Annotated in this window: 13 protein-coding genes; 11 read left to right on the plus strand and 2 right to left on the minus strand. The window is 70.1% G+C overall.

Features of this window, described 5'->3' with window-relative positions; translation table 11 throughout:
- Positions 1 to 36: 36 nt before the first annotated feature.
- The 11 genes from OG538_RS24500 (at position 37) to obgE (ending at position 15,284) form a co-directional block, all read left to right on the plus strand.
- Positions 37 to 1,557 (plus strand): CHAD domain-containing protein, encoded by a 1,521-nt coding sequence (locus OG538_RS24500; protein WP_406096982.1) that lies wholly within the window; start codon positions 37 to 39, stop codon positions 1,555 to 1,557.
- A 50-nt stretch (positions 1,558 to 1,607) separates the two neighbouring features.
- Positions 1,608 to 3,533: a TIGR03960 family B12-binding radical SAM protein gene (locus OG538_RS24505; RefSeq protein WP_406096984.1), complete on the plus strand. Its 1,926-nt coding sequence runs from the start codon at positions 1,608 to 1,610 to the stop codon at positions 3,531 to 3,533.
- Positions 3,534 to 3,636: 103 nt separating this feature from the next.
- Positions 3,637 to 4,827 (plus strand): hypothetical protein, encoded by a 1,191-nt coding sequence (locus OG538_RS24510; RefSeq protein ID WP_406096986.1) that lies wholly within the window; start codon positions 3,637 to 3,639, stop codon positions 4,825 to 4,827.
- Positions 4,828 to 4,950: 123 nt separating this feature from the next.
- The gene (locus tag OG538_RS24515; protein WP_406096988.1) at positions 4,951 to 5,733 is read left to right on the plus strand and encodes a TIGR03936 family radical SAM-associated protein; all 783 of its coding nucleotides are present in this window, start codon (positions 4,951 to 4,953) and stop codon (positions 5,731 to 5,733) included.
- A gap of 232 nt (positions 5,734 to 5,965) precedes the next feature.
- Positions 5,966 to 10,045, plus strand: coding sequence for an Rne/Rng family ribonuclease (locus OG538_RS24520; RefSeq protein ID WP_406096990.1), 4,080 nt, complete (start codon positions 5,966 to 5,968; stop codon positions 10,043 to 10,045).
- A 104-nt stretch (positions 10,046 to 10,149) separates the two neighbouring features.
- Entirely contained in the window at positions 10,150 to 11,040 is an 891-nt protein-coding gene (gene galU / locus OG538_RS24525; protein ID WP_406096992.1) for a UTP--glucose-1-phosphate uridylyltransferase GalU, read from the plus strand.
- Positions 11,041 to 11,101: 61 nt separating this feature from the next.
- On the plus strand, positions 11,102 to 11,854 hold the full coding sequence (locus OG538_RS24530) for a sugar phosphate nucleotidyltransferase (RefSeq protein WP_406096994.1): 753 nt from the start codon (positions 11,102 to 11,104) through the stop codon (positions 11,852 to 11,854).
- Complete coding sequence (locus OG538_RS24535) at positions 11,842 to 12,903, plus strand: iron-containing alcohol dehydrogenase family protein (RefSeq protein WP_406096996.1); 1,062 nt, start codon at positions 11,842 to 11,844, stop codon at positions 12,901 to 12,903. The genes OG538_RS24530 and OG538_RS24535 overlap by 13 nt, the downstream gene beginning before the upstream one ends.
- Before the next feature lie 207 nt (positions 12,904 to 13,110).
- A complete protein-coding gene (gene rplU, locus OG538_RS24540) occupies positions 13,111 to 13,431 on the plus strand; it encodes a 50S ribosomal protein L21 (RefSeq protein ID WP_018551604.1) in 321 nt (106 codons plus the stop codon).
- A 14-nt stretch (positions 13,432 to 13,445) separates the two neighbouring features.
- On the plus strand, positions 13,446 to 13,703 hold the full coding sequence (gene rpmA, locus OG538_RS24545; RefSeq protein WP_018103204.1) for a 50S ribosomal protein L27: 258 nt from the start codon (positions 13,446 to 13,448) through the stop codon (positions 13,701 to 13,703).
- A gap of 141 nt (positions 13,704 to 13,844) precedes the next feature.
- On the plus strand, positions 13,845 to 15,284 hold the full coding sequence (gene obgE, locus OG538_RS24550; RefSeq protein ID WP_406096999.1) for a GTPase ObgE: 1,440 nt from the start codon (positions 13,845 to 13,847) through the stop codon (positions 15,282 to 15,284).
- An 83-nt stretch (positions 15,285 to 15,367) separates the two neighbouring features.
- Here the strand turns inward: obgE and OG538_RS24555 are convergent, their stop codons facing one another.
- Together OG538_RS24555 and OG538_RS24560 are read right to left on the minus strand one after the other, a co-directional pair.
- Positions 15,368 to 18,976, minus strand: coding sequence for a CDP-glycerol glycerophosphotransferase family protein (locus OG538_RS24555; RefSeq protein ID WP_406097001.1), 3,609 nt, complete (start codon positions 18,974 to 18,976; stop codon positions 15,368 to 15,370).
- A 24-nt stretch (positions 18,977 to 19,000) separates the two neighbouring features.
- Positions 19,001 to 21,232, minus strand: a complete 2,232-nt coding sequence (locus OG538_RS24560; RefSeq protein WP_406097003.1) for a CDP-glycerol glycerophosphotransferase family protein — start codon at positions 21,230 to 21,232, stop codon at positions 19,001 to 19,003.
- Positions 21,233 to 21,304: the final 72 nt, after the last annotated feature.

Genomic DNA, 21,304 nt, shown 5'->3' on the forward strand with positions numbered 1-21,304 from the left:
TGCCCATCCGCGTACATCACGTCTAGATTCGATTGCATGGCGGACTCGAAGCGCGAGATCGAGCGGAAATACGAAGCCACCGGTGACACCCGGCTTCCCGATCTGAACCGGGTGGCCGGGGTCACGGCCGTCGACCACCACGGCGTCAGCGAACTCGACGCCGTCTACTACGACACCGAGGACCTCCGGCTCGCCGCGGACCACCTCACCCTGCGCCGCCGCACCGGCGGCCCCGACGCCGGCTGGCACCTCAAGTTCCCGGTCGCCTCCGGTATCCGCGACGAGATCCGGGCCCCGCTCGCCGACACCCTGCCCCCTGACCTGGCGGGCCTCGTCCGTTCCCGGGTCCGCGACACCGCCCTCGTGCCCGTGGTCAGGCTCCGCTCCGCCCGCGACGTCCACCTGCTGAAGGGCCCGGGTGGTGAACCGCTCGCCGAACTCAGCGTGGACGAGGTCCGCGCCGAGCGGCTGAACGGAGGCGGCCGCAGCACCGCCTGGACCGAGATCGAGGTCGAACTCGCCGACGACGGCGACCCCGCCTTCCTCGACGCCGTCGAGAAGCGGCTGCGCAAGGCAGGGATACGGCCCTCCGCGTCGCCCTCCAAGCTCTCGCGCGCCCTGGCCGAGACCTCCCCGAAGAAGCAGCGGGAACCGGAACCCTCCGCGTCGCCGCGCACCGCCGGCGACCACGTCCTCGCGTACGTCCAGCACCAGATCACCGCGATCGTCGCCCTCGACCCGGCCGTGCGCCGCGGCCTGCCCGACTCCGTGCACCGGATGCGGGTCGCCACCCGCAGACTCCGCAGCGCCCTGCGTTCGTACCGCAAGGTCCTCGACCGGACGGTCACCGACCCCGTCTGCGCGGAGCTGAAGTGGCTGGCGGCGGAACTCGGCGTGGACCGTGACCAGGAGGTCCTCGACGCCCGCCTGCTCACCCGGATCGAAGGGCTGGCCCCCACCCTGGTCCTCGGCCCGGTGCGCGCCCGGCTGCGGATGTGGTCCACGGCCCGCCGCAGCGGCTCCCGCCGCCGTACCGTCGAGGTGCTCGACGGCACCCGCTACCTCGCGCTGCTGGAGAAACTGCACGCGCTCCTGGCCGACCCGCCCCTGCGGCCCGCGGCCGCCGGCCCGCCCGGCAAGGCGCTCGCCCGCGCCGCGCACAAGGATCACGCGCGCCTGGCCACCCGGCTCGCGCACGCCCGGGAACACCCACCGGGCCCGGACCACGACCTCGCCCTGCACAACGCCCGCAAGGCCGCGAAACGCGCACGGTACTCGGCGGAGGCGGCCCGCCCGGCCCTCGGTAAGCCGGCCAGGAAATCCGTCAAGCGGCTGAAGGCCGTGCAGAGCCTCCTGGGCGACCACCAGGACAGCGTGGTCGCCCGCGAGGCCCTGCGCACTCTCGCCGTCCAGGCCCACGCGGCAGGGGAGTCCTCGTTCACCTGGGGGCTGCTGTACGGACAGGAGGAGGCGGCGGCCGCGGCACTGCGGCGGGAGTTGCCGAAGGTGTGGGCCCGCGCATCCCGGGCCGAGATCCGGACGGCGTCCGGAGGCTGAGCAGCGCGGTACGCTGGGTGGTCACCCCTGCCAGCTCTCGAAAGTTCGCGATGTCTGTCGATTCGGTCTTCCCACAGCTCGAAGCTCTGCTCCCGCATGTGCAGAAGCCCATCCAGTACGTCGGCGGTGAGCTGAACTCCACCGTCAAGCCGTGGGACGAATGCGACGTCCGCTGGGCTCTCATGTACCCGGACGCGTACGAGGTCGGGCTCCCCAACCAGGGCGTCATGATCCTTTACGAGGTGCTCAACGAGCGCCAGGGCGTCCTCGCGGAGCGCACCTACAGCGTCTGGCCGGACCTCGAAGCGCTGATGCGCGAGCACAAGGTCCCGCAGTTCACCGTGGACGGCCACCGCCCGGTCAAGGCGTTCGACGTCTTCGGGCTGAGCTTCTCCACCGAGCTCGGCTACACCAACATGCTCACCGCCCTGGACCTGGCCGGCATCCCGCTGGCCGCCAAGGACCGCGGCCTCGACGACCCGATCGTGCTCGCCGGCGGCCACGCCGCGTTCAACCCCGAGCCGATCGCGGAGTTCATCGACTGCGCGGTCATCGGCGACGGCGAGCAGGCGGTCCTGGAGATCACCGAGATCGTCCGCGCCTGGAAGGCCGAGGGCCGCCCCGGCGGCCGCGAGGAGGTGCTGTTCCGTCTCGCGAAGACCGGTGGCGTCTACGTCCCCGGCTTCTACGACGTCGAGTACCTCCCGGACGGCCGCATCGGACGCGTCGTTCCGAACAAGTCGGGCGTGCCGTGGCGGGTGTCCAAGCACACGGTCATGGACCTCGACGAGTGGCCCTACCCCAAGCAGCCCCTGGTCCCGCTCGCCGAGACCGTCCACGAGCGGATGTCCGTGGAGATCTTCCGCGGCTGTACCCGCGGCTGCCGTTTCTGCCAGGCCGGCATGATCACGCGTCCCGTGCGGGAGCGAAGCATCACCGGCATCGGCGACATGGTGGAGAAGGGTCTCAAGGCGACGGGCTTCGAGGAGGTGGGCCTGCTCTCGCTCTCCTCCGCGGACCACACCGAGATCGGTGAGATCGCCAAGGGCCTCGCCGACCGCTACACCGAGGACAAGATCGGCCTCTCGCTGCCCTCCACCCGCGTCGACGCGTTCAACGTGGACCTGGCCAACGAGCTGACCCGCAACGGCCGTCGCTCCGGTCTCACCTTCGCCCCCGAGGGCGGCTCCGAGCGCATGCGCAAGGTCATCAACAAGATGGTCTCGGAGGAGGACCTGATCCGTACGGTCTCCACCGCGTACGGCAACGGCTGGCGTCAGGTGAAGCTGTACTTCATGTGCGGTCTGCCCACCGAGACCGACGACGACGTCCTGCAGATCGGCGACATGGCCGTCAACGTCATCGCCAAGGGCCGCGAGGTCTCCGGACAGAACGACATCCGCTGCACCGTCTCCATCGGCGGCTTCGTCCCCAAGCCGCACACCCCCTTCCAGTGGGCCCCGCAGCTCAGCGCCGAGGAGACCGACGCCCGGCTCACCAAGCTCCGGGACAAGATCCGCGGCGACAAGAAGTACGGCCGTTCGATCGGCTTCCGCTACCACGACGGCAAGCCCGGCATCGTCGAGGGCCTGCTCTCCCGGGGTGACCGCCGCGTCGGCTCCGTCATCCGTGCCGTCTACGAGGCCGGCGGCCGTTTCGACGGCTGGCGCGAGTACTTCAGCTACGACCTGTGGATGAAGAGCGCCGAGAAGGCACTGCCCGCCTTCGGTGTGGACGTCGACTGGTACACCACGCGCGAGCGGACGTACGAAGAGGTCCTGCCCTGGGACCACCTGGACTCCGGTCTCGACAAGGACTGGCTCTGGGAGGACTGGCAGGACTCGCTCGACGAGACCGAGGTCGAGGACTGCCGCTGGACGCCGTGCTTCGACTGCGGGGTGTGCCCGCAGATGGACACGAGCATCCAGATCGGTCCGACGGGCAAGAAGCTCCTGCCGCTGACGGTCGTGAAGTAGATCCGCAGCTGACACGGCACGACCCGGCTCCTGTCGGTGACATCTCGGTGACGAAGGCCCGGTCCGGGGAAACCCCGGGCCGGGCCTTTGCGTCATGAGGTGCATGGAATACGGAAAGCACCAGGCACCCGCGCGGTACGAGAGCGGTGACGGCTGTCTGACCACGCTCGTCAGGATTCCGGTGAGGATCGTCGTCCTCGTCCTCGTCCTGCCGGTGCGGATGGTGTGGGACGCCCTGGTCGCGGGCGCCCGTGCTGCGGACCGGATTCTGCTGCGCCCGCTGGGACGGGGGCTGGCGTGGCTGTGCGAGGTACTGGTCGCGCTTCCGGCCCGATGGCTGTACGCGCGGGTACTGACCCCGCTCGGGCACGGGCTGCGATCGCTGGCCTTGGCGGTGTTCGTCCGGCCGTGGGTCGCACTGTGGCGGTACGGGGTGGTGCCGGGGGTGCACTACGGGATCGTGGTGCCGCTCGTATGGCTGTACGAGCAGGTCCTCACCCCGCTCGGGCACGGGGCGCGGTGGGTGTGGCGGGCGCTGGTGCTCCCGGCGGGACGCGGCATCGCCACGGCCGTCGGGTGGCTGCTCACCGCCGTGCTGGTCATGCCGCTGGTCCTGCTGGGGCGCTACGTCCTGAAGCCGTTGGGGGCGGCCGTCGCCCGGCTGGTGGAGCACCTGATCGTGCTGCCGCTGGTGTGGGCGTACCGGGAGCTGCTCACTCCGCTGGGCCACGGCCTCGCCTGGCTGCTCCATCTCCTGGTCCGCGGTGTCGAAGCCGTCGGCCGAGGACTGTGGGCCGCCGTCCGGTGGCTCATCACGGTGGTCCTCGTCACCCCGGTGGTCTGGGTGTACCGGCGGGTCCTGACCCCCCTCGGGCGGGAGATCGCCGCCGCGGTCGGCGTGGCCTGGCGGGTCGCCGGGTTCGTCTCGCGTGCGGTCGGCAGGGCGCTGGCCTGGCTGGCGTGGCACCTCGTCGGAGCGCCGGTGACCTGGGTCTACCGCACGGTGTGCACCCCGGTCGGGCACTTTCTGCGTGACGCGGTACTCGCGCCGGCCGGGCGGGCCGCCCTCGCGGTGGGCCGGACGGCCCGGCAGACGCTCCGCACGGCCCGCGAGACCGTACGGCAGGCCAGGCGCGACGCCTGGCGGGCCTTGGTCGGCGGGGCGCGCGAAGCCGGGCCCCGGGAACCGGGAAGCCTCTCTGCGCGTACTCTGGGTAGTACAACGATCGTGCCCAGCGCGGCGCCCGAGCCAGAGATCTCCCTGCGGAAAGAGAAATCCGTACCGCAGGGGTGAGCCGGAGCGGACACCCCCGGGCCACCCGTCTTTCGAGGGCGGCGCGCCACCGCGTCCGCTCCGCACGGAGGAGAAGAACCACTGGGCAAGCGACAGCCCGAAGGCCCGCCGCCCGCACCGGCAGTGCAGCGCATCCGACTGCGCTACACCAAGCGCGGCCGCCTCCGGTTCACCAGTCATCGAGACTTCCAGCGTGCCTTCGAGCGTGCACTGCGCCGCTCCGAGGTGCCCATGGCCTACTCGGCGGGCTTCACCCCGCACCCCAAGGTGTCGTACGCCAACGCCGCACCCACCGGCACGGGCAGCGAAGCCGAGTTCCTGGAGATCGCCCTCACGGAGGCCCGTGATCCGGGCACGCTGCGCGAACTCCTCAACGACTCGCTGCCGGACGGCCTCGACATCACCGACGCCGTGGAGGCCCGCACCTCGGGTCTCGCCGACCGGCTCACCGCCTCCATCTGGGAGATGCGGCTGAACGGGGTCGCCGTGGAGGACGCCGAGAAGGCCGTCGCCGCTTTCAACGCGGCGACGAGCGTCGAGGTCGAGCGCCGCACGAAGAACGGCATGCGGAGCTTCGACGCCAGGTCCGCGGTCGTCGACCTGCAGGCCCTTGATCATCAGCCTGATAGGCCCGGGGACAAGGCCTGTGCGATACTGCGGCTGGTTGTTCGGCACGTGACACCTGCCGTTCGGCCTGACGACGTCCTGTCCGGTCTCCGCGTTGTGGCCGACCTGGCGCCGCCGGTCCCCGCAGCGGTGACCAGGCTGGCGCAGGGGCTCTTCGACGAGGAGTCCGGCACGGTGACCGACCCGCTCGCGCCTGACCGCGAGGCAGCCCCGGCCGCTCCATCCACGGCCGCCGGGACCGCCGTCGCGACAGCGCCTGAAGGTGCAGGTTCCGCGTAAGGCGGTCGTTGTAGCGCAGCCCTCGGACTCGGGAGCCACCTGGGCCGGGCCGCGCGCTGACCCATAAGACTTTCGCCAGGCCGTACGCACACCGCGTACGGAACCGGCGAGCCAGACATTCAGCCCCCGTGCGGCGCCCGCGCCCCGGACGGCGGTACCGCGTATCACACGCGGACCGTGCCGGACCGGAATCAGGTGCGGCGCCCGGGAGCCCGACGGGAGAACCGCCCGCATGCCTCAGCCCACCGAACCCGGCACGGCCGGGAACGCAGAAGACAACAACACCCCTGGCGACAAGCTGCCGCCGCGCCGCAGGCGCCGCGCGGCATCGCGCCCGGCGGGCCCGCCCACGACGGGTGTGCAGGCCGGAGCCGAGGGCTCGGCCATACCGGTCGTTGACGCCGGAGTGTCGGAAGCCAGCACCGAGAACACCGCCGAAGCAGCGCCGCCCGTGCGTGCACGCCGTCGCGCCGTCCGCAAGGCGACCGCCCCCGCCGGCGCGCCGCAGGCCGCCGAGGCCGCGGAGGTCGTCGAGCCGGTCGTCGCGGCCGCGACACCGGTCGAGGAAGCACCCGCGGAGCCGGTCGAGGCGCCGCGTGCGCGTCGTCGCGCATCCCGTAAGGCGACCTCCCCGGCCGGTGCGCCGCAGGCCGCCGAGGTCGTGGAGCCCGTTGCCGCGGCTGCCGCACCGGTCGAGGAAGAGGCCGCGGAGCCGGTCGAGGCGCCGCGTGGCCGTCGTCGCGCATCCCGTAAGGCGAGCGCGCCCGCCGGTGCGCCGCAGGCCGCCGAGGTCGCCGAGATCGTCGAGGAGGCCATCGCGGCGGAGGCCGTGGAGCCCGCCGTGGCCGAACCCGTCGTCGCCGAGGCGCCGCGTGGCCGTACCCGGCGCCGGGCTTCCGCCCCCGCCGGTGCGCCGCAGGCCGCCCGGACCGAGGCTGCAGCCGAGCCGGCGGTCGCCGTCGAGACGCCGGCCGAGGAAGAGGTTGCGGAGCCCGTCGAGGCACCGCGCGGCCGTCGTCGCGCCTCTCGCAAGGCGACCTCTCCCGCGGGTGCCCCGCAGGTCACGGAGGCCGTCGAGGAGCGGACCGAGACACAGACGGGCGAGAGCCTGCCCGAGGCAGCCGTGGAGGAGCTGGCCGCCGAGACCGCCGAGGTCGAGGAGGCGGCCCCGCGCGGCCGTCAGCGCCGTCGGGCCACCGCCGCGGCGGGCCGCCCCGAGTTCACCGGCAAGGTCGAGGAGCCCGCGCGCAAGAGCCGCAGGGCGACGCGCCCCGCCGTCGCCGTGTTCCAGGCGCCGGTCTTCGCCGAGCCGATGTTCCAGACCCCGGAGACGGCCGCCGCGGCCGCCGCCGCCCAGCCCCCCGCCCCGCTCGACGAGGAGCCGGAGGACGAGGCCGTGACGGTGGAGGAGCAGACCGCTCCCGCCGAGACGGCCGCCCCCGCCGAGGCCGCGCCGCAGGGTGGTTCGCGCCGCCGTCGCCGCCGTCGTGGCGAGGCCGCCGAGGCCGAGCCCGTGTCCGCACCCGCCCCGGCCGCCGCTCCGGTCCAGGAACAGGCCGAGGACGAGCACGAGCCCGAGAACGAGAGCGACGTCGAGCAGGACGGGGAGGAGACCGACGAATACGGTGACCGCCCGTCGCGCCGTCGCCGTCGCGGTGGCCGCCGCCGCCGTCGTGGCGAGTCCGCCGAGGACGACGCCGCCGAGCAGCACGCCGACGAGGCCCCCGAGCGCTCCGACGACGAGCACGAGCCCGCTCAGGAGTCCGAGGACGAGGGCGACGACGAGCAGGACGACCACGAGTCCGCCTCCGGATCCAGCAGCAGCCGTCGGCGCCGTCGCCGTCGTCGCCGCAGCGGTGACGCGTCGTCCGACGCCGAGAACGGCACGGACGACCCGGAGCGCACGGTCGTCAAGGTCCGCGAGCCCCGCAAGAAGGAAGCCGAGCGCGAGCCCGGCACCGGCTTCGACGAGGTCCAGTCCATCAAGGGCTCGACCCGTATGGAGGCGAAGAAGCAGCGCCGCCGTGAGGGCCGCGAGCAGGGGCGCCGCCGGGTTCCGATCATCACCGAGGCGGAGTTCCTCGCCCGTCGTGAGGCCGTCGAGCGTGTCATGGTCGTCCGCCAGAACGGCGAGCGCACCCAGATCGGCGTCCTCGAGGACAACGTGCTCGTCGAGCACTACGTCAACAAGGAGCAGGCCACCAGCTACGTCGGCAACGTCTACCTGGGCAAGGTCCAGAACGTCCTGCCGTCCATGGAGGCCGCGTTCGTCGACATCGGCAAGGGGCGCAACGCCGTCCTGTACGCCGGTGAGGTCAACTTCGAGGCGCTCGGCATGGCCCACGGGCCGCGCCGTATCGAGACCGCGCTCAAGTCCGGCCAGTCCGTCCTCGTCCAGGTGACGAAGGACCCGATCGGTCACAAGGGCGCCCGCCTGACCAGCCAGGTCTCGCTGCCCGGCCGCTACCTGGTCTACGTGCCCGAGGGCTCGATGACGGGGATCAGCCGCAAGCTGCCCGACACCGAGCGCGCCCGGCTCAAGACCATCCTCAAGAAGATCGTCCCCGAGGACGCGGGGGTCATCGTCCGTACCGCCGCGGAGGGCGCGAGCGAGGACGAGCTGCGACGCGACGTCGAGCGGCTGCAGCAGCAGTGGGAGGACATCCAGAAGAAGTCGAAGAGCAGCGGCAGCTCCAACGCGCCGACGCTGCTCTACGGCGAGCCGGACATGACCGTCCGGGTCGTCCGCGACATCTTCAACGAGGACTTCTCCAAGGTCATCGTCAGCGGTGACGACGCGTGGGAGACCATCCACGGCTACGTCTCGCACGTGGCGCCCGACCTGACGGACCGGCTGTCGCGGTGGACCTCCGAGGTCGACATCTTCGCGACGTACCGGATCGACGAGCAGCTCATGAAGGCGCTGGACCGCAAGGTCTACCTGCCGAGCGGCGGCTCGCTGGTGATCGACAAGACCGAGGCGATGGTCGTCGTCGACGTCAACACCGGCAAGTTCACCGGTCAGGGCGGCAACCTCGAGGAGACCGTCACCAAGAACAACCTGGAGGCGGCCGAGGAGATCGTGCGGCAGCTGCGGCTGCGCGACCTCGGCGGCATCGTCGTCGTCGACTTCATCGACATGGTGCTGGAGTCCAACCGGGACCTCGTGCTGCGGCGTCTGCTGGAGTGCCTGGGACGCGACCGCACGAAGCACCAGGTCGCCGAGGTCACCTCGCTGGGCCTGGTCCAGATGACCCGCAAGAGGGTCGGCCAGGGCCTGCTGGAGTCCTTCTCCGAGACCTGTGTCCACTGCAACGGGCGCGGCGTGATCGTGCACATGGAGCAGCCCACCTCGATCGGTGGCGGTGGCAGCGGCAAGCGGTCCAAGAAGCGCCGTGGCGGCTCGGGCCAGGAACACGACCACGACCACGAGCACCTCACCGAGACGGACACCGACGTCGAGACCGAGGCCGAGGTCGCTGCGGAGGTCGCCACCCCGCTGGCGCTTCCCGAGCCGGAGTTCGTCCCGGACGAGGAGCTGTACAGCAGCCCGGCCGAGGCGGAGGCGGCCGCCTCGCGTGGCCGTGGCCGTCGCCGGGCGACCCGTAAGGCGACGGCTCCGGCCGGCGCCCCGAGGTCCGCGTCCGCCCCGGCCCCCGCGGCCGAGCCGGTCGTGGCACCGGAGCCCGTCGTGGAGCCGGTCGAGGCGCCGGAGCCGGTGGCCGAGACCCCGGTGACCGAGGCCCCGGCCGAGGCACCGCAGGGCCGTACGCGCCGTCGGGCGACCCGCAAGGCGACCGCCCCGGCGGGATCGCCCGCACCGGCCGCCGAGCCCGTCGCGGTCGTCGAACCGGCCCCCGCCGCGGAGCCCGCCCCGGTCGCCGAGGAGCCGGTGTCCCATGCCGACCCCGTCGCCGCGGAGGACCCGGTCGTCGAGGCGCCGCACGTCGAGGCGCCGCACGTCGAGGCCCCTGCCGAGGAGCCGGCCGCACCTCCGCGTGCCCGGCGCCGGGCGACCCGTAAGGCCACCGCGCCCGCGGGTTCACCCGCAGGTGCCGAGGACGCCGAGGTCGTCGTGGTGACGGCTGCCGAGCCGGAGTCCGCCACCGAGGCGGAGGCCGAACCGGCACCCGCCAAGAAGGCGGCCCGCAAGACCGCGAAGAAGGTCACGGCCAAGAAGGCCGCGGTCAAGAAGACGGCGGCCAAGAAGACCGTCGCGAAGAAGACGACGGCCAAGAAGGCGGCGGCGAAGAAGACGGTGGCGGCCGAGCAGTCGTCGAGCACCGTCACGGCCTCGACCGACGAGGTCTGATCTCCTCGCACCGCGCGCGACGCAGTCAGGCCGGTCCCTCCACGGGGCCGGCCTGCTGCGTTCCGGCGCCGGTCGCACCCGCCCCCACACGGAAGTCCCCGCACATGCACAGGATCCAGAAGGCCGTCATACCCGCAGCCGGGCTCGGTACCCGATTCCTCCCGGCGACGAAGGCGACGCCCAAGGAGATGCTGCCGGTGGTCGACAAACCGGCGATCCAGTACGTCGTGGAGGAGGCCGCCGCCGCGGGGCTGAACGACGTGCTGATGATCACCGGTCGCAACAAGCGTCCTCTGGAGGACCACTTCGACCGGAATTACGAACTGGAGTCGGCGCTGACCCGCAAGGGTGACGGCGAACGGCTGGACCGGGTCCAGGAATCCAGTGACCTGGCGACCATGCACTACGTCCGGCAGGGCGACCCGAGGGGCCTCGGTCACGCGGTCCTGTGCGCGGAGCCGCATGTGGGCTCCGAGCCCTTCGCCGTCCTGCTCGGCGACGACCTGATCGACCCGCGTGACCCGCTGCTGGCGCGCATGGTGGAGATCCAGGAGCGCGAGGGCGGCAGCGTCGTCGCGCTGATGGAGGTCGCGCCGGCGCAGATCCACATGTACGGCTGCGCCGCGGTGGAGCCCACTCCGGAGAACGACGTCGTCCGGGTCACCGGACTGGTCGAGAAGCCGGAGGCCGCCGACGCCCCCAGTAATCTGGCGGTCATCGGACGGTATGTGCTGGACCCCGCCGTCTTCGGGGTGCTGCGGGACACGGAGCCCGGCCGCGGCGGCGAGATCCAGCTGACCGACGCGTTGCAGCAGCTGGCCGCCGACGAGAGGCTCGGCGGCCCGGTGCACGGCGTCGTCTTCCGCGGCCGCCGCTACGACACCGGTGACCGGGGCGACTATCTGCGGACCATCGTCAGACTCGCCTGTGAGCGTGAGGACCTCGGCCCGGACTTCCGTACCTGGCTGCGCACGTTCGTGGCCACCGAGCTCTGAGCGACGCCCCGCACGCAGCCCCCACCCGAGCCATCCGCACCAAGGACCAAGGAGAACCCTCATGATCGGCATGATCCTGGCGGCCGGCGCAGGCCGACGTCTGCGCCCCTACACCGACACGCTTCCCAAGGCCCTGGTGCCGGTAGGCCCCGAAGGGAACGAGGAGAGCCTGACCGTCGTCGACCTGACCCTCGGCAACTTCGCCGAGGTCGGCCTGACCGAGGTCGCGATCATCGTGGGTTACCGCAAGGAGGCCCTGTACGAGCGCAAGGCCGCCCTTGAGGAGAAGTACGGCGTCACCCTCACGCTGATCGACAACGACAAGGCCGAGGAGTGGAACAACGCCTACTCCCTCTGGTGCGGCCGTGACGCCCTCAAGGACGGTGTGATCCTCGCCAACGGCGACACCGTGCACCCCGTCTCCGTCGAGAAGACGCTGCTCGCCGCGCGCGGTGAGGGCAAGAAGATCATCCTCGCCCTCGACACGGTGAAGCAGCTCGCCGACGAGGAGATGAAGGTCGTCGTCGACCCCGAGAAGGGCGTTCGGCGGATCACGAAGCTGATGGACCCGGCCGAGGCCACCGGCGAGTACATCGGCGTCACCCTCATCGAGGGTGACGCGGCCGAGGAGCTGGCCGACGCCCTGAAGACCACGTATCTGCGCGACCCGGACCTCTACTACGAGGACGGTTACCAGGAACTCGTCAACCGCGGGTTCAAGGTCGACGTGGAACCGATCGGCGACGTCACGTGGGTCGAGATCGACAACCACGAGGACCTCGCCAAGGGCAGGAAGATCGCGTGCCAGTACTGACCCGGCTGATCCCGGCGCCGGTCGTCGTCGACATCCGCGCCGGCGCCCTGGCCGACCTGGCGGCGGTCCTCGCCGATCAGCGGATCTCCGGCTCGGGCAAGCTCGCGATAGCGATCAGCGGGGGTTCCGGCCGGGCACTGCGGGAGCGGCTCGCGGACAGTCTGCCGGGTGCTTCGTGGTTCGAGGTCGGCGGAGGGACGCTGGACGATGCCGTCAAGCTCGCCGATGCCATGAGGACCGGCCGGTACGACGCCGTCGTGGGTCTCGGCGGCGGCAAGATCATCGACTGTGCGAAGTTCGCCGCGGCGCGCGTCGGGCTGCCGCTGGTCGCCGTGGCCACGAACCTGTCCCACGACGGTCTGTGCTCACCGGTGGCCACGCTGGACAACGACGCGGGCCGCGGCTCGTACGGTGTCCCGAACCCGATCGCCGTCGTCATCGACCTCGACATCATCCGTGAGGCACCGGTCCGCTTCGTGCGGTCCGGGATCGGCGACGCGCTCTCCAACATCTCCGCCGTCGCGGACTGGGAGCTCGCCCACCGGGTCAACGGCGAGGACATGGACGGCCTGGCCGCCGCGATGGCCCGTCAGGCCGGCGAAGCCGTGCTGCGCCACCCCGGGTCCCTCGGGGACGACGGCTTCCTCCAGGTGCTGGCCGAGGGCCTGGTGCTGACCGGCATCTCGATGTCGGTGGCGGGGGACAGCCGGCCCGCCTCCGGTGCCTGCCACGAGATCAACCACGCCTTCGACCTGCTCTTCCCCAAGCGTGCGGCGAGTCACGGGGAGCAGTGCGGTCTGGGCGCGGCGTTCGCGATGCACCTGCGCGGCGCGCGTCAGGAGTCCGTACGGATGGCCCGGGCGCTGCGGCGCCACGGCCTGCCGGTCACGGCGGAGGAGATCGGGTTCAGCGCGGAGGAGTTCGTCCAGGTGGTCGGTTTCGCCCCCCGCACCAGGCCGGGCCGCTATACGATCCTGGAGCATCTGGACCTGCCCCCGGACGGGATCCGGGAGGCCTACGCCGAGTACGTCCGGGCCGCCGGGGCCTGAAGTCCGGCCCGGATCGGGGGCCGGTTTGACCGGGCTGTACAGGTCCCCGTAATCTTGACCGTCGGCGTTTGTTCGCCACACCTCTGAGCACTGACCTCCCGCTCGTACGGGAGAGGCCGCTCGTCCAATCCGGATCATCACGGGTCCCCGGACCCGTGTGAGCGGCTGGCATCAGAGGTTTCCGCTTCGAGTGAGAGTGAGATCCGCGTGTACGCCATCGTGCGCAGCGGTGGTCGCCAGCACAAGGTTGCTGTCGGCGACATCGTTGAGGTTGACAAGATTCCCACCGCCAAGGTTGGCGACACGGTAGAGCTCTCTACCCTGCTCGTTGTCGACGGCGACGCCGTGACCAGCGACCCGTGGGTCCTGGACGGCATCAAGGTCCAGGCCGAGATTGTGGACCACCACAAGGGCGCGAAGATCGACATCCTTCGCTACAAGAACAAGACCGGCTACCGCCGTCGCCAGGGTCACCGCCAGCAGTACACGGCGATCAAGGTCACCGGTATCCCCGCGGCTGCGAAGTAAGGGACTGAGGAGACATGGCACACAAGAAGGGCGCATCGTCCACCCGGAACGGGCGCGATTCCAATGCTCAGCGGCTCGGCGTGAAGCGCTTCGGCGGTCAGGCCGTCAACGCCGGTGAGATCCTGGTCCGCCAGCGCGGCACCCACTTCCACCCGGGCACGGGCGTCGGCCGTGGCGGCGACGACACGCTGTTCGCCCTCGCCGCCGGTGCGGTCGAGTTCGGCACGCACCGCGGCCGCAAGGTCGTGAACATCGTTCCGATCGCCGGCTGATTTTCGGCGCTCGTCGAGCGGTATGACGTGGAGGCGGACCTCACTTCCTGTTGTGGGAAGTGGGTCCGCCTTTCGCGTGTTGCTCCTACAGGAGCGCACGAGCGAGACATTTCTGCATGTATGTAACTGGAGGTACCACCCATGACCACCTTCGTGGACCGCGTCGAACTGCATGTCGCCGCGGGTAACGGGGGCCACGGCTGTGCCTCCGTTCACCGTGAGAAGTTCAAGCCGCTCGGCGGCCCGGACGGCGGCAACGGCGGCCGTGGCGGCGATGTGACCCTGATCGTCGATCAGGCCGTCACCACGCTCCTCGACTATCACCACCACCCCCACCGCAAGGCCACCAACGGCCAGCCCGGCGCGGGCGACAACCGCACCGGCAAGGAGGGCCAGGACCTGGTCCTGCCCGTGCCGGACGGCACCGTCGTCCTCGACGCCGAGGGCAACGTGCTGGCCGACCTGGTCGGCCAGGGCACGATGTTCGTCGCAGGTCAGGGCGGCCGCGGCGGCCTCGGCAACGGCGCGCTGGCATCCGCCCGGCGCAAGGCGCCCGGCTTCGCGCTGCTCGGCGAGCCCGGCGAGAGCCGGGACATCGTCCTGGAGCTCAAGACCGTCGCCGACGTCGCCCTGGTGGGCTACCCGAGCGCCGGCAAGTCCTCGCTGATCTCGGTTCTGTCGGCTGCCAAGCCGAAGATCGCCGACTACCCGTTCACCACCCTCGTCCCGAACCTGGGCGTGGTCACCGCGGGCAGCACCGTCTACACCATCGCCGACGTACCGGGCCTGATCCCGGGCGCCAGCCAGGGCAAGGGCCTCGGCCTGGAGTTCCTGCGGCACGTCGAGCGCTGCTCGGTGCTTGTGCACGTGCTGGACACGGCGACGCTGGAATCCGACCGCGACCCGGTCTCCGACCTCGACATGATCGAGGAGGAGCTCAAGCTGTACGGAGGGCTGGAGGACCGGCCCCGCATCGTCGTCCTGAACAAGATCGACATCCCGGACGGCCAGGACCTCGCCGACATGATCCGGCCTGAGCTGGAAGCCCGCGGCTACCGCGTCTTCGAGGCCTCGGCGGTCGCCCGTACCGGCCTCAAGGAGCTCTCCTTCGCGCTGGCCGCGGTCATCGCCGAGGCGCGAGCCGCCAAGCCGGTGGAGGAGGCGACCCGTATCGTCATCCGCCCCAAGGCGGTCGACGACGCCGGGTTCACCGTGGTGCTGGAGGACGACGGCATCTACCGGGTGCGCGGCGAGAAGCCGGAGCGCTGGGTGCGCCAGACCGACTTCAACAACGACGAGGCCGTCGGCTACCTCGCGGACCGGCTGAACCGGCTGGGTGTCGAGGACTCGCTGCGCAAGGCAGGTGCCCGGGCGGGCGACGGTGTGGCCATCGGTGCCGAGGACAACGCCGTCGTCTTCGACTGGGAGCCGACGGTGACGGCCGGTGCGGAGATGCTCGGCCGCCGCGGCGAGGACCACCGCCTGGAGGAGCCGCGTCCGGCGGCTCAGCGTCGTCGCGACCGGGAGTCGGAGCGCGACGACGTGAGCAAGGAGTACCAGGAGTTCGACCCGTTCGCGTAGGACCGGACTGCTGGTGACCACGCAGAACGCCCGGCCGGGTTTTCCGGCCGGGCGTTCTGCGTGGTCCCGGGCCCTGACCGCGGTCAGCGCTCGTCGGCGAGCTCCTTGGCCTTCGCCAGCATGCGGTCCACCACGCGGTCCGAGGCGTGGCCGTCGTCGAGGTCGCAGAAGAGCCTGTGGAATTCCTCGTAGCGCTCCTCGTGTTCGGCCACCACCTCGTCGATGTCGAGGATGGCGCCGATCAGCTCCTCGGACGTACTGATCAGCGGGCCGGGTGCCTCGTTCTCGAAGTCGAAGTAGAAGCCGCGCAGCTTGTCCCGGTAGTGCTCCAGGTCGTAGGTGAAGAAGAGCATCGGCCGCCTGAGGTGCGCGTAGTCGAACATCACGGACGAGTAGTCCGTGACCATGATGTCGGCGACGAGGTAGAGATCGGCGATGTCGGGGTACTCGGACACGTCGAAGACGAACCCGTTCCCTGCCCCGGGGATGCTGTCCACCACGTTGGAGTGGCGGCGGATCAGCAGGATGTGATCGTCGCCCAGCCGCTCCCGCGCCTGCTCGATGTCCAGCCGCAGGTCGAACTTGAACTGACCCTGCCGGTGGGCCAGATCGTCGCGCCAGGTGGGGGCGTAGAGCACGATCTTCTTGCCGTCCGGCAGTCCGATCCCTGCCTTGATCTTCTTGGCCCGGGTCTCGCGGTCGGGCGCGTAGAGGTAGTCGTTGCGTGGATAGCCGGTTTCGACGATCTCCCCCTCGTACCCCATGGCCCGCTTGAGGATCGGGGTGCTGAAGCGGTTGGAGGACACCAGCATGTTCCAACTGCGGGACTCCTGCTGGAGCTGGGCGTGGTACTGGGGGTTGAACTTCGGCGCGCTGATGTCCAGGCCGATCTTCTTCAGCATGGTGCCGTGCCAGGTCTGGACGATGACCTGCCCCGGCCGGCGCTCGATCCAGTGGGGGAGATGCGCGTTGGTCACGATGTACCGGCAGCGAGCCAGTGCGTCGTACCACTCGGTTCCCCAGAAGCGGACCTTCTCGGCCGTGGGCGGGAGGTCCACCTGTCCGTCCCTGACCAGCCACAGGTGCTGAACGTCCGCGTTGCGCCGCAGCAGCTCCTCGTGGATGGCCCGAGGGCTGTCGGAGTACTGCTTGCCGTTGTAGCTGATGTACAGCACGGAGTCGCGCAGCGGTTCCTTGCGACCGGCCTCGTACACCTCGCGGTACAACCTGTCCTGCCGGTAGCGGCCGCGTTCGAGGATGGTCAGGTCCGAGGGACACTGCAGCTGGGGGAAGTCGTGCCAGCGGGATTCGAAGTGGTACTGGCGGCCTGCGTGTTCTCCCGAGACCGGGAAGGCCGGCACGGCGAGTCGGTCGATGACGAACGGGAGGTCGGGGCGCCCGTCCCCGGACCGCAGGTAGAAGTTCCACCGGCCGCTCTTCAGCGGCTTGGGGCCGTTGGGCCCGGGCATGGCCGAGGGCGTGAACGTGGCGACGAACGTGCCGTCCGGGAAGACCTGCACCGGCACGGTCTTCTCGTCGAAGAAGTCACGGGCCTTGATGAGGAGGACCGGGTCGCTCAGATCGGCCGGCGTGGAACCGTGGACCACGTACTCGCCGTCGACCAGCCGCACCGCCGTCATCTTGGCCTGGAGCGGGCGGCCGGAGAACTTCAGGTAGCCGTTGTTCCCCGCGAGCAGCGCGAGTTCGTTCCGTTCAGCCCCTGGGGCCACGCTTGCGGGGAGGCGGATCTGGCGGTCGGCCAGTCCGTCACGGACCACTGTGCCGAACCGGCGCTCCGTCCCCTCGGGGGTGGTGGCGACCAGCTCGGTGCTCCAGTTCCGCCGCGAGGCCAATGCCGGATTGCCACCCTCCGCGGCGTTTCCTTCATCGACGACGTCCTGGTGTTCGGGCAGCAGCGCGATGTCCCGGAGCGGCACGACGACCCGGAAGGCGGCGCGGCCGCCCTGAGCGGTCTCCAGGACGGCGGGGTAGGAGATGACCTCGCCGCTCTTGCGGTTGGAGACCTCCAGGTGCACCGACTCGCCTGTCTTCAGCGGGACGCGGATCTCACCCTCGATCTCCACGTTCTCGTCCACGCCACGGTGGCCGGTGATCAGGGCGCGTACCCGCTCGACACGCAGCTTCAGCGCACCCGTGGAGGTGAGGGGGAGCAGCCGGAAGTCCTCGTCCAGCCACGCGTACGGCGAGTGATTGGCCTCACCCGCTCCACTCGCGTGCACGGCGCGCTTGCGGACCAGCCCCGCGGAGGCGATACCGAGGCCCACGTGCCAGGTTCCCTCCACCCACTGGCCGCCCTTGCGGAGCTTTGCGGGGTCGAACAGCAGCTCCCAGCCGGCCCAGTCGTAGTTGTACTGCTTCCGGGAGGACAGTGCGGTGCACTCCGGGCTGTAGACGTTGCGCAGGGGCAGCACCGTGCGCCGGCGCGAGCCGTTCTTCTTGAGGGCCAGGACCTTGACCGCGCTGCGCTTCGTCGACTGGTCGATCCGGTCGATCCACGCATGGCCGAACAGCCGCAGTTTCCCGTTCTCCCAGGTGACCTTCTGAAGCGGAGCACGCGGAGTCAGGTCGGGGTCGATCCTTCGCGCCCGCTTGGGTATCAGGGCGGCGATCGTGTCCAGGTCGCTGAAGCTCGCGTACTTCCGGAGCCGCCCGGCGATCTCGATCGGGTCTCCGCGGCGCTCGGAGTTGATCAGCTCGACCAGCTCGGTCATGGCGTGCTTGCGCACCAGCAGCCACTTGATGCGCTGGACGGCGGTCAGCTCCATGACCACCTGCGGATCGACCTGGTCCAGGAACTGGTTGATGACGCGCAGGAACTCGGCCCGGAAGTCCTCGTCCCCGTCAGGAAGGACGTTGAGGAAGATGCGCAGATCGCCCTTGAGGACGGTGCTGTCGTACTCGCGCTTCAGCGTCGCGGCCTCTTCCCCGGGCTGCCTGCCGAAGAAGCGGCTCACCGACTCCACCGCGGTGGACCGGTCGCGTACGGCCTTCGGCTCGGTCCTGCGCTGGGTGATGGACGGGGTACCCTCGCCCTCGCGCAACCGCCAGTAGTACGTGGGAGCGCTGATGATGTCGACGGCCTCGGCCAGGAACTGGGCGGGCACGATGACCGGAACGTCCTCGTAGAGCACCCCTTCGGGGAAGGCCAGCTCGTGCTTTTCCCAGAACGAACGCCGGAAGACCTTGTTGCAGGCGATCTTGTCGTTGAGCAGCTTCTTGTTCACCGACACATGCGTCCGCTGGACGGCGCCGCCGGCGAGGATGCGGTGCATCGGGGACTGCCACACCTTGGTGCTGTTGATGTGCAGCACATTGCCCGTGATGAAGTCCGAACCGCTCTCGTCCAGGCTCGCCAGCATGAGGCGGTAGGCGTCCGGCGGAATCATGTCGTCACTGTCGACGAACGCGATGAACTCGCTCTCGGGTGCGAGCAGTCCGAGCCCCGTGTTCCGCGCGGCACCCAGGCCGGCGTTCTCCTTGGTGATCAGCCGGAACCGCGGGTCACGGGCCTCGTACTCGGCCGCGATGGCGGCGGAGTTGTCGGGGGACCCGTCGTTCACCATGATGACTTCGAGGTCCTTGAGGGTCTGCGCAGCCAGCGAGTCCAGGCAGGCGGGCAGGTACTGCTCCACGCTGTAGATCGGCACGATGACACTGAGACGAGGGGTCATAGTCGGTGCAGTTTCCTTTCGGGATCAGACCCGCTCGAACAGCTCGAGCGCCTGGGCTGGGGTGGGTGCCGGCTCGCGGTCGGCGAGCGGTACGACGGGAAGGAGGCTCTCCTCGCCCAGGAAGACTCTGCGGACCACCCGTTCCGAAGCCCGTCCGTCGTCGAAGTCGCAGAAGCGCTCTCGGAACGCGCTGCGCAGAGCGGCGGACGCCGGGCTCCGCCACTCGCCCGAGCGAAGGATCTCGGTGAGCTGCTCCTGGCTGGTCGCGACGGCGCCGGGCGGCTCGGCCATCAGGTCGAAGTAGCTGCCCCTGACGACCCTGTACGTGTCCCAGTCGTCGGCGAAGATCACGATCGGCCGGTCGAGGTTGGCGTAGTCGAACATCGCCGACGAGTAGTCGGTGATCAGGGCGTCGGCCGCGAGGTAGAGCTGTTCCACGTTCTGGTGTGCGGAGACGTCGATCACGCGGCCGCTGGCCTGGAGCTCGGCGAGCCGGCCGGTGGCCCTGTAGAAGTAGTGGCCCCGCACCAGCAGGGTCACGTCGGGGCCCAGCTTCTCGGCCAGCTCCTCGAGGCGGATCCGCGGCGTGAATTCCTTCTGGTACTCCCGGTGGGTCGGCATGTACAGGAAAACCGTGGAGCCGTCCGCCGCGCCCAGTTCGCGACGGGCCTGCGCGACCTCCCGCGCTCCGGCGTTGATCAGCACGTCGTTGCGCGGATAGCCGGTCTCCAGCGAGGTGTAGGAACAGGGATAGACCCGCTCCCACACCGAGGTGGAGAAGCTGTTGGACGACAGGCTGTAGTCCCAGCGGTCGCACCGCCGCAACAGGTCCTCCATCTTCATGCTCGTGGAAGCCGGGAAGTTGGCCTGGTCGAGGCCCATGGTCTTCAGCGGGGTGCCGTGATGGGTCTGCAGGTGGATCTGGCCCTTGCGCTTGACGAGCGCGTCCGCGAAGTTGACGTTGTTGACGAAGTACTTGCCGCGCGCCAGCGCCGTCCAGTATTCGCGGGAGCCGACGACGGCCACTTCGACGCCCTTGGGCACCCGGCCCACGTGCTCCGCGCGTACTGCCCAGATCCGGCGGATGTGCGGGGCCAGCCGGGCCAGCTCGGCATCGACGGCCGCCGGGTTGCACGAGTAGCCACGGTTCCAGTAGGCGGAGAAGACCGCGAGGTTCTCGTCGACGGGCAGCCTCAGCTGGGCCTGGTAGATCACCCGCATCGCGGCCCGCTTGACCTGGCCGATGCCCTCACCGGTGCGCGCCCGCGCCCGGTGGCGCACCCGGTTCGCCCGGGTGGCACCGGTCAGGGCCGGATAGGAGCCCAGGCTGAGCAACGCGTACTTGTAGCCGCGGCCCCCGCCCGGACGCTCGAACCCTTCGGGCAGCCGGCGTCTGTAGTCGGCGGCCGCCCGGTGGAAGAATTCGGACCGCGCGTTCTTGGGGAGGCGGCCCGCCTTTTCCATGACGGTGAGATAGTGGTCGACCATTTTTCCGAACAGTGCGGGACGCCAGCAATTGTCTTCCGGGTGTTCGTCCAAATAGGCGAATACGCGGTCGTACTGGTCGAACACGTCGAAATGCTTGCGGCTGACCGTGCGAAGGATGTTTCCGCCCTCGCGTCGCTGCCGGTAGAGCACACAGGTGCGGCCAAGTGTCGCGATGCGTTCCGCCGCGAGCAGGGTGGTGTACGTCCAGGGGGCGTCCTCGTAGTACCCGGACGGGAACCGGAATCCGTGTGCCTCGACGAAGTCGCGGCGGTAGGCCTTGTTCCAGACGATCTGCAACAGGTCGAGGAGCTCGGGCCGTTGGGACAGCGGGAAGACTGCGGGCTCGCTGCGGTTCAGGAGTTCGGCTCGTTGGTTGGGCAGCAGCCGGCCGTCCCAGTACGTGCGCACATAGTCGTAGATCAGGATGTCGGGGTCGTCCGTGACGTCGAGGCGGCCGGCGATGGCGCTCAGCGACCCGGGTGTCAGGGTGTCGTCGCTGTCGAGGAAGAGCAGATAATCGCCGGTCGCCTGTTCGATTCCGGCGTTACGGGCGTGTCCCAGCCCCACGTTCTCGCTGAGGTGGAGCACCCGGACCCGCTCGTCACGCCTTGCGTACTCGTCGAGGATGGCGCCGGAGGAGTCCGGTGAGCAGTCGTCGACGGCGACGACCTCGAAGTCGGTGAAGTCCTGCTGCAGTACGGAGTCGAGGCACTCCCGAACATACCCCTGAACCTTGTACGCGGGCACGATGAGTGTCAGTCGAGGCATCCTTCACCAGTCCAAAGAGCTGTTTACAGGGTCCGTGCGGTGGCGCCGATTCGCAGCGCGGAATCGTGGCGG

This window comes from Streptomyces sp. NBC_01013, from assembly GCF_045162765.1.
Taxonomy (GTDB): domain Bacteria; phylum Actinomycetota; class Actinomycetes; order Streptomycetales; family Streptomycetaceae; genus Streptomyces.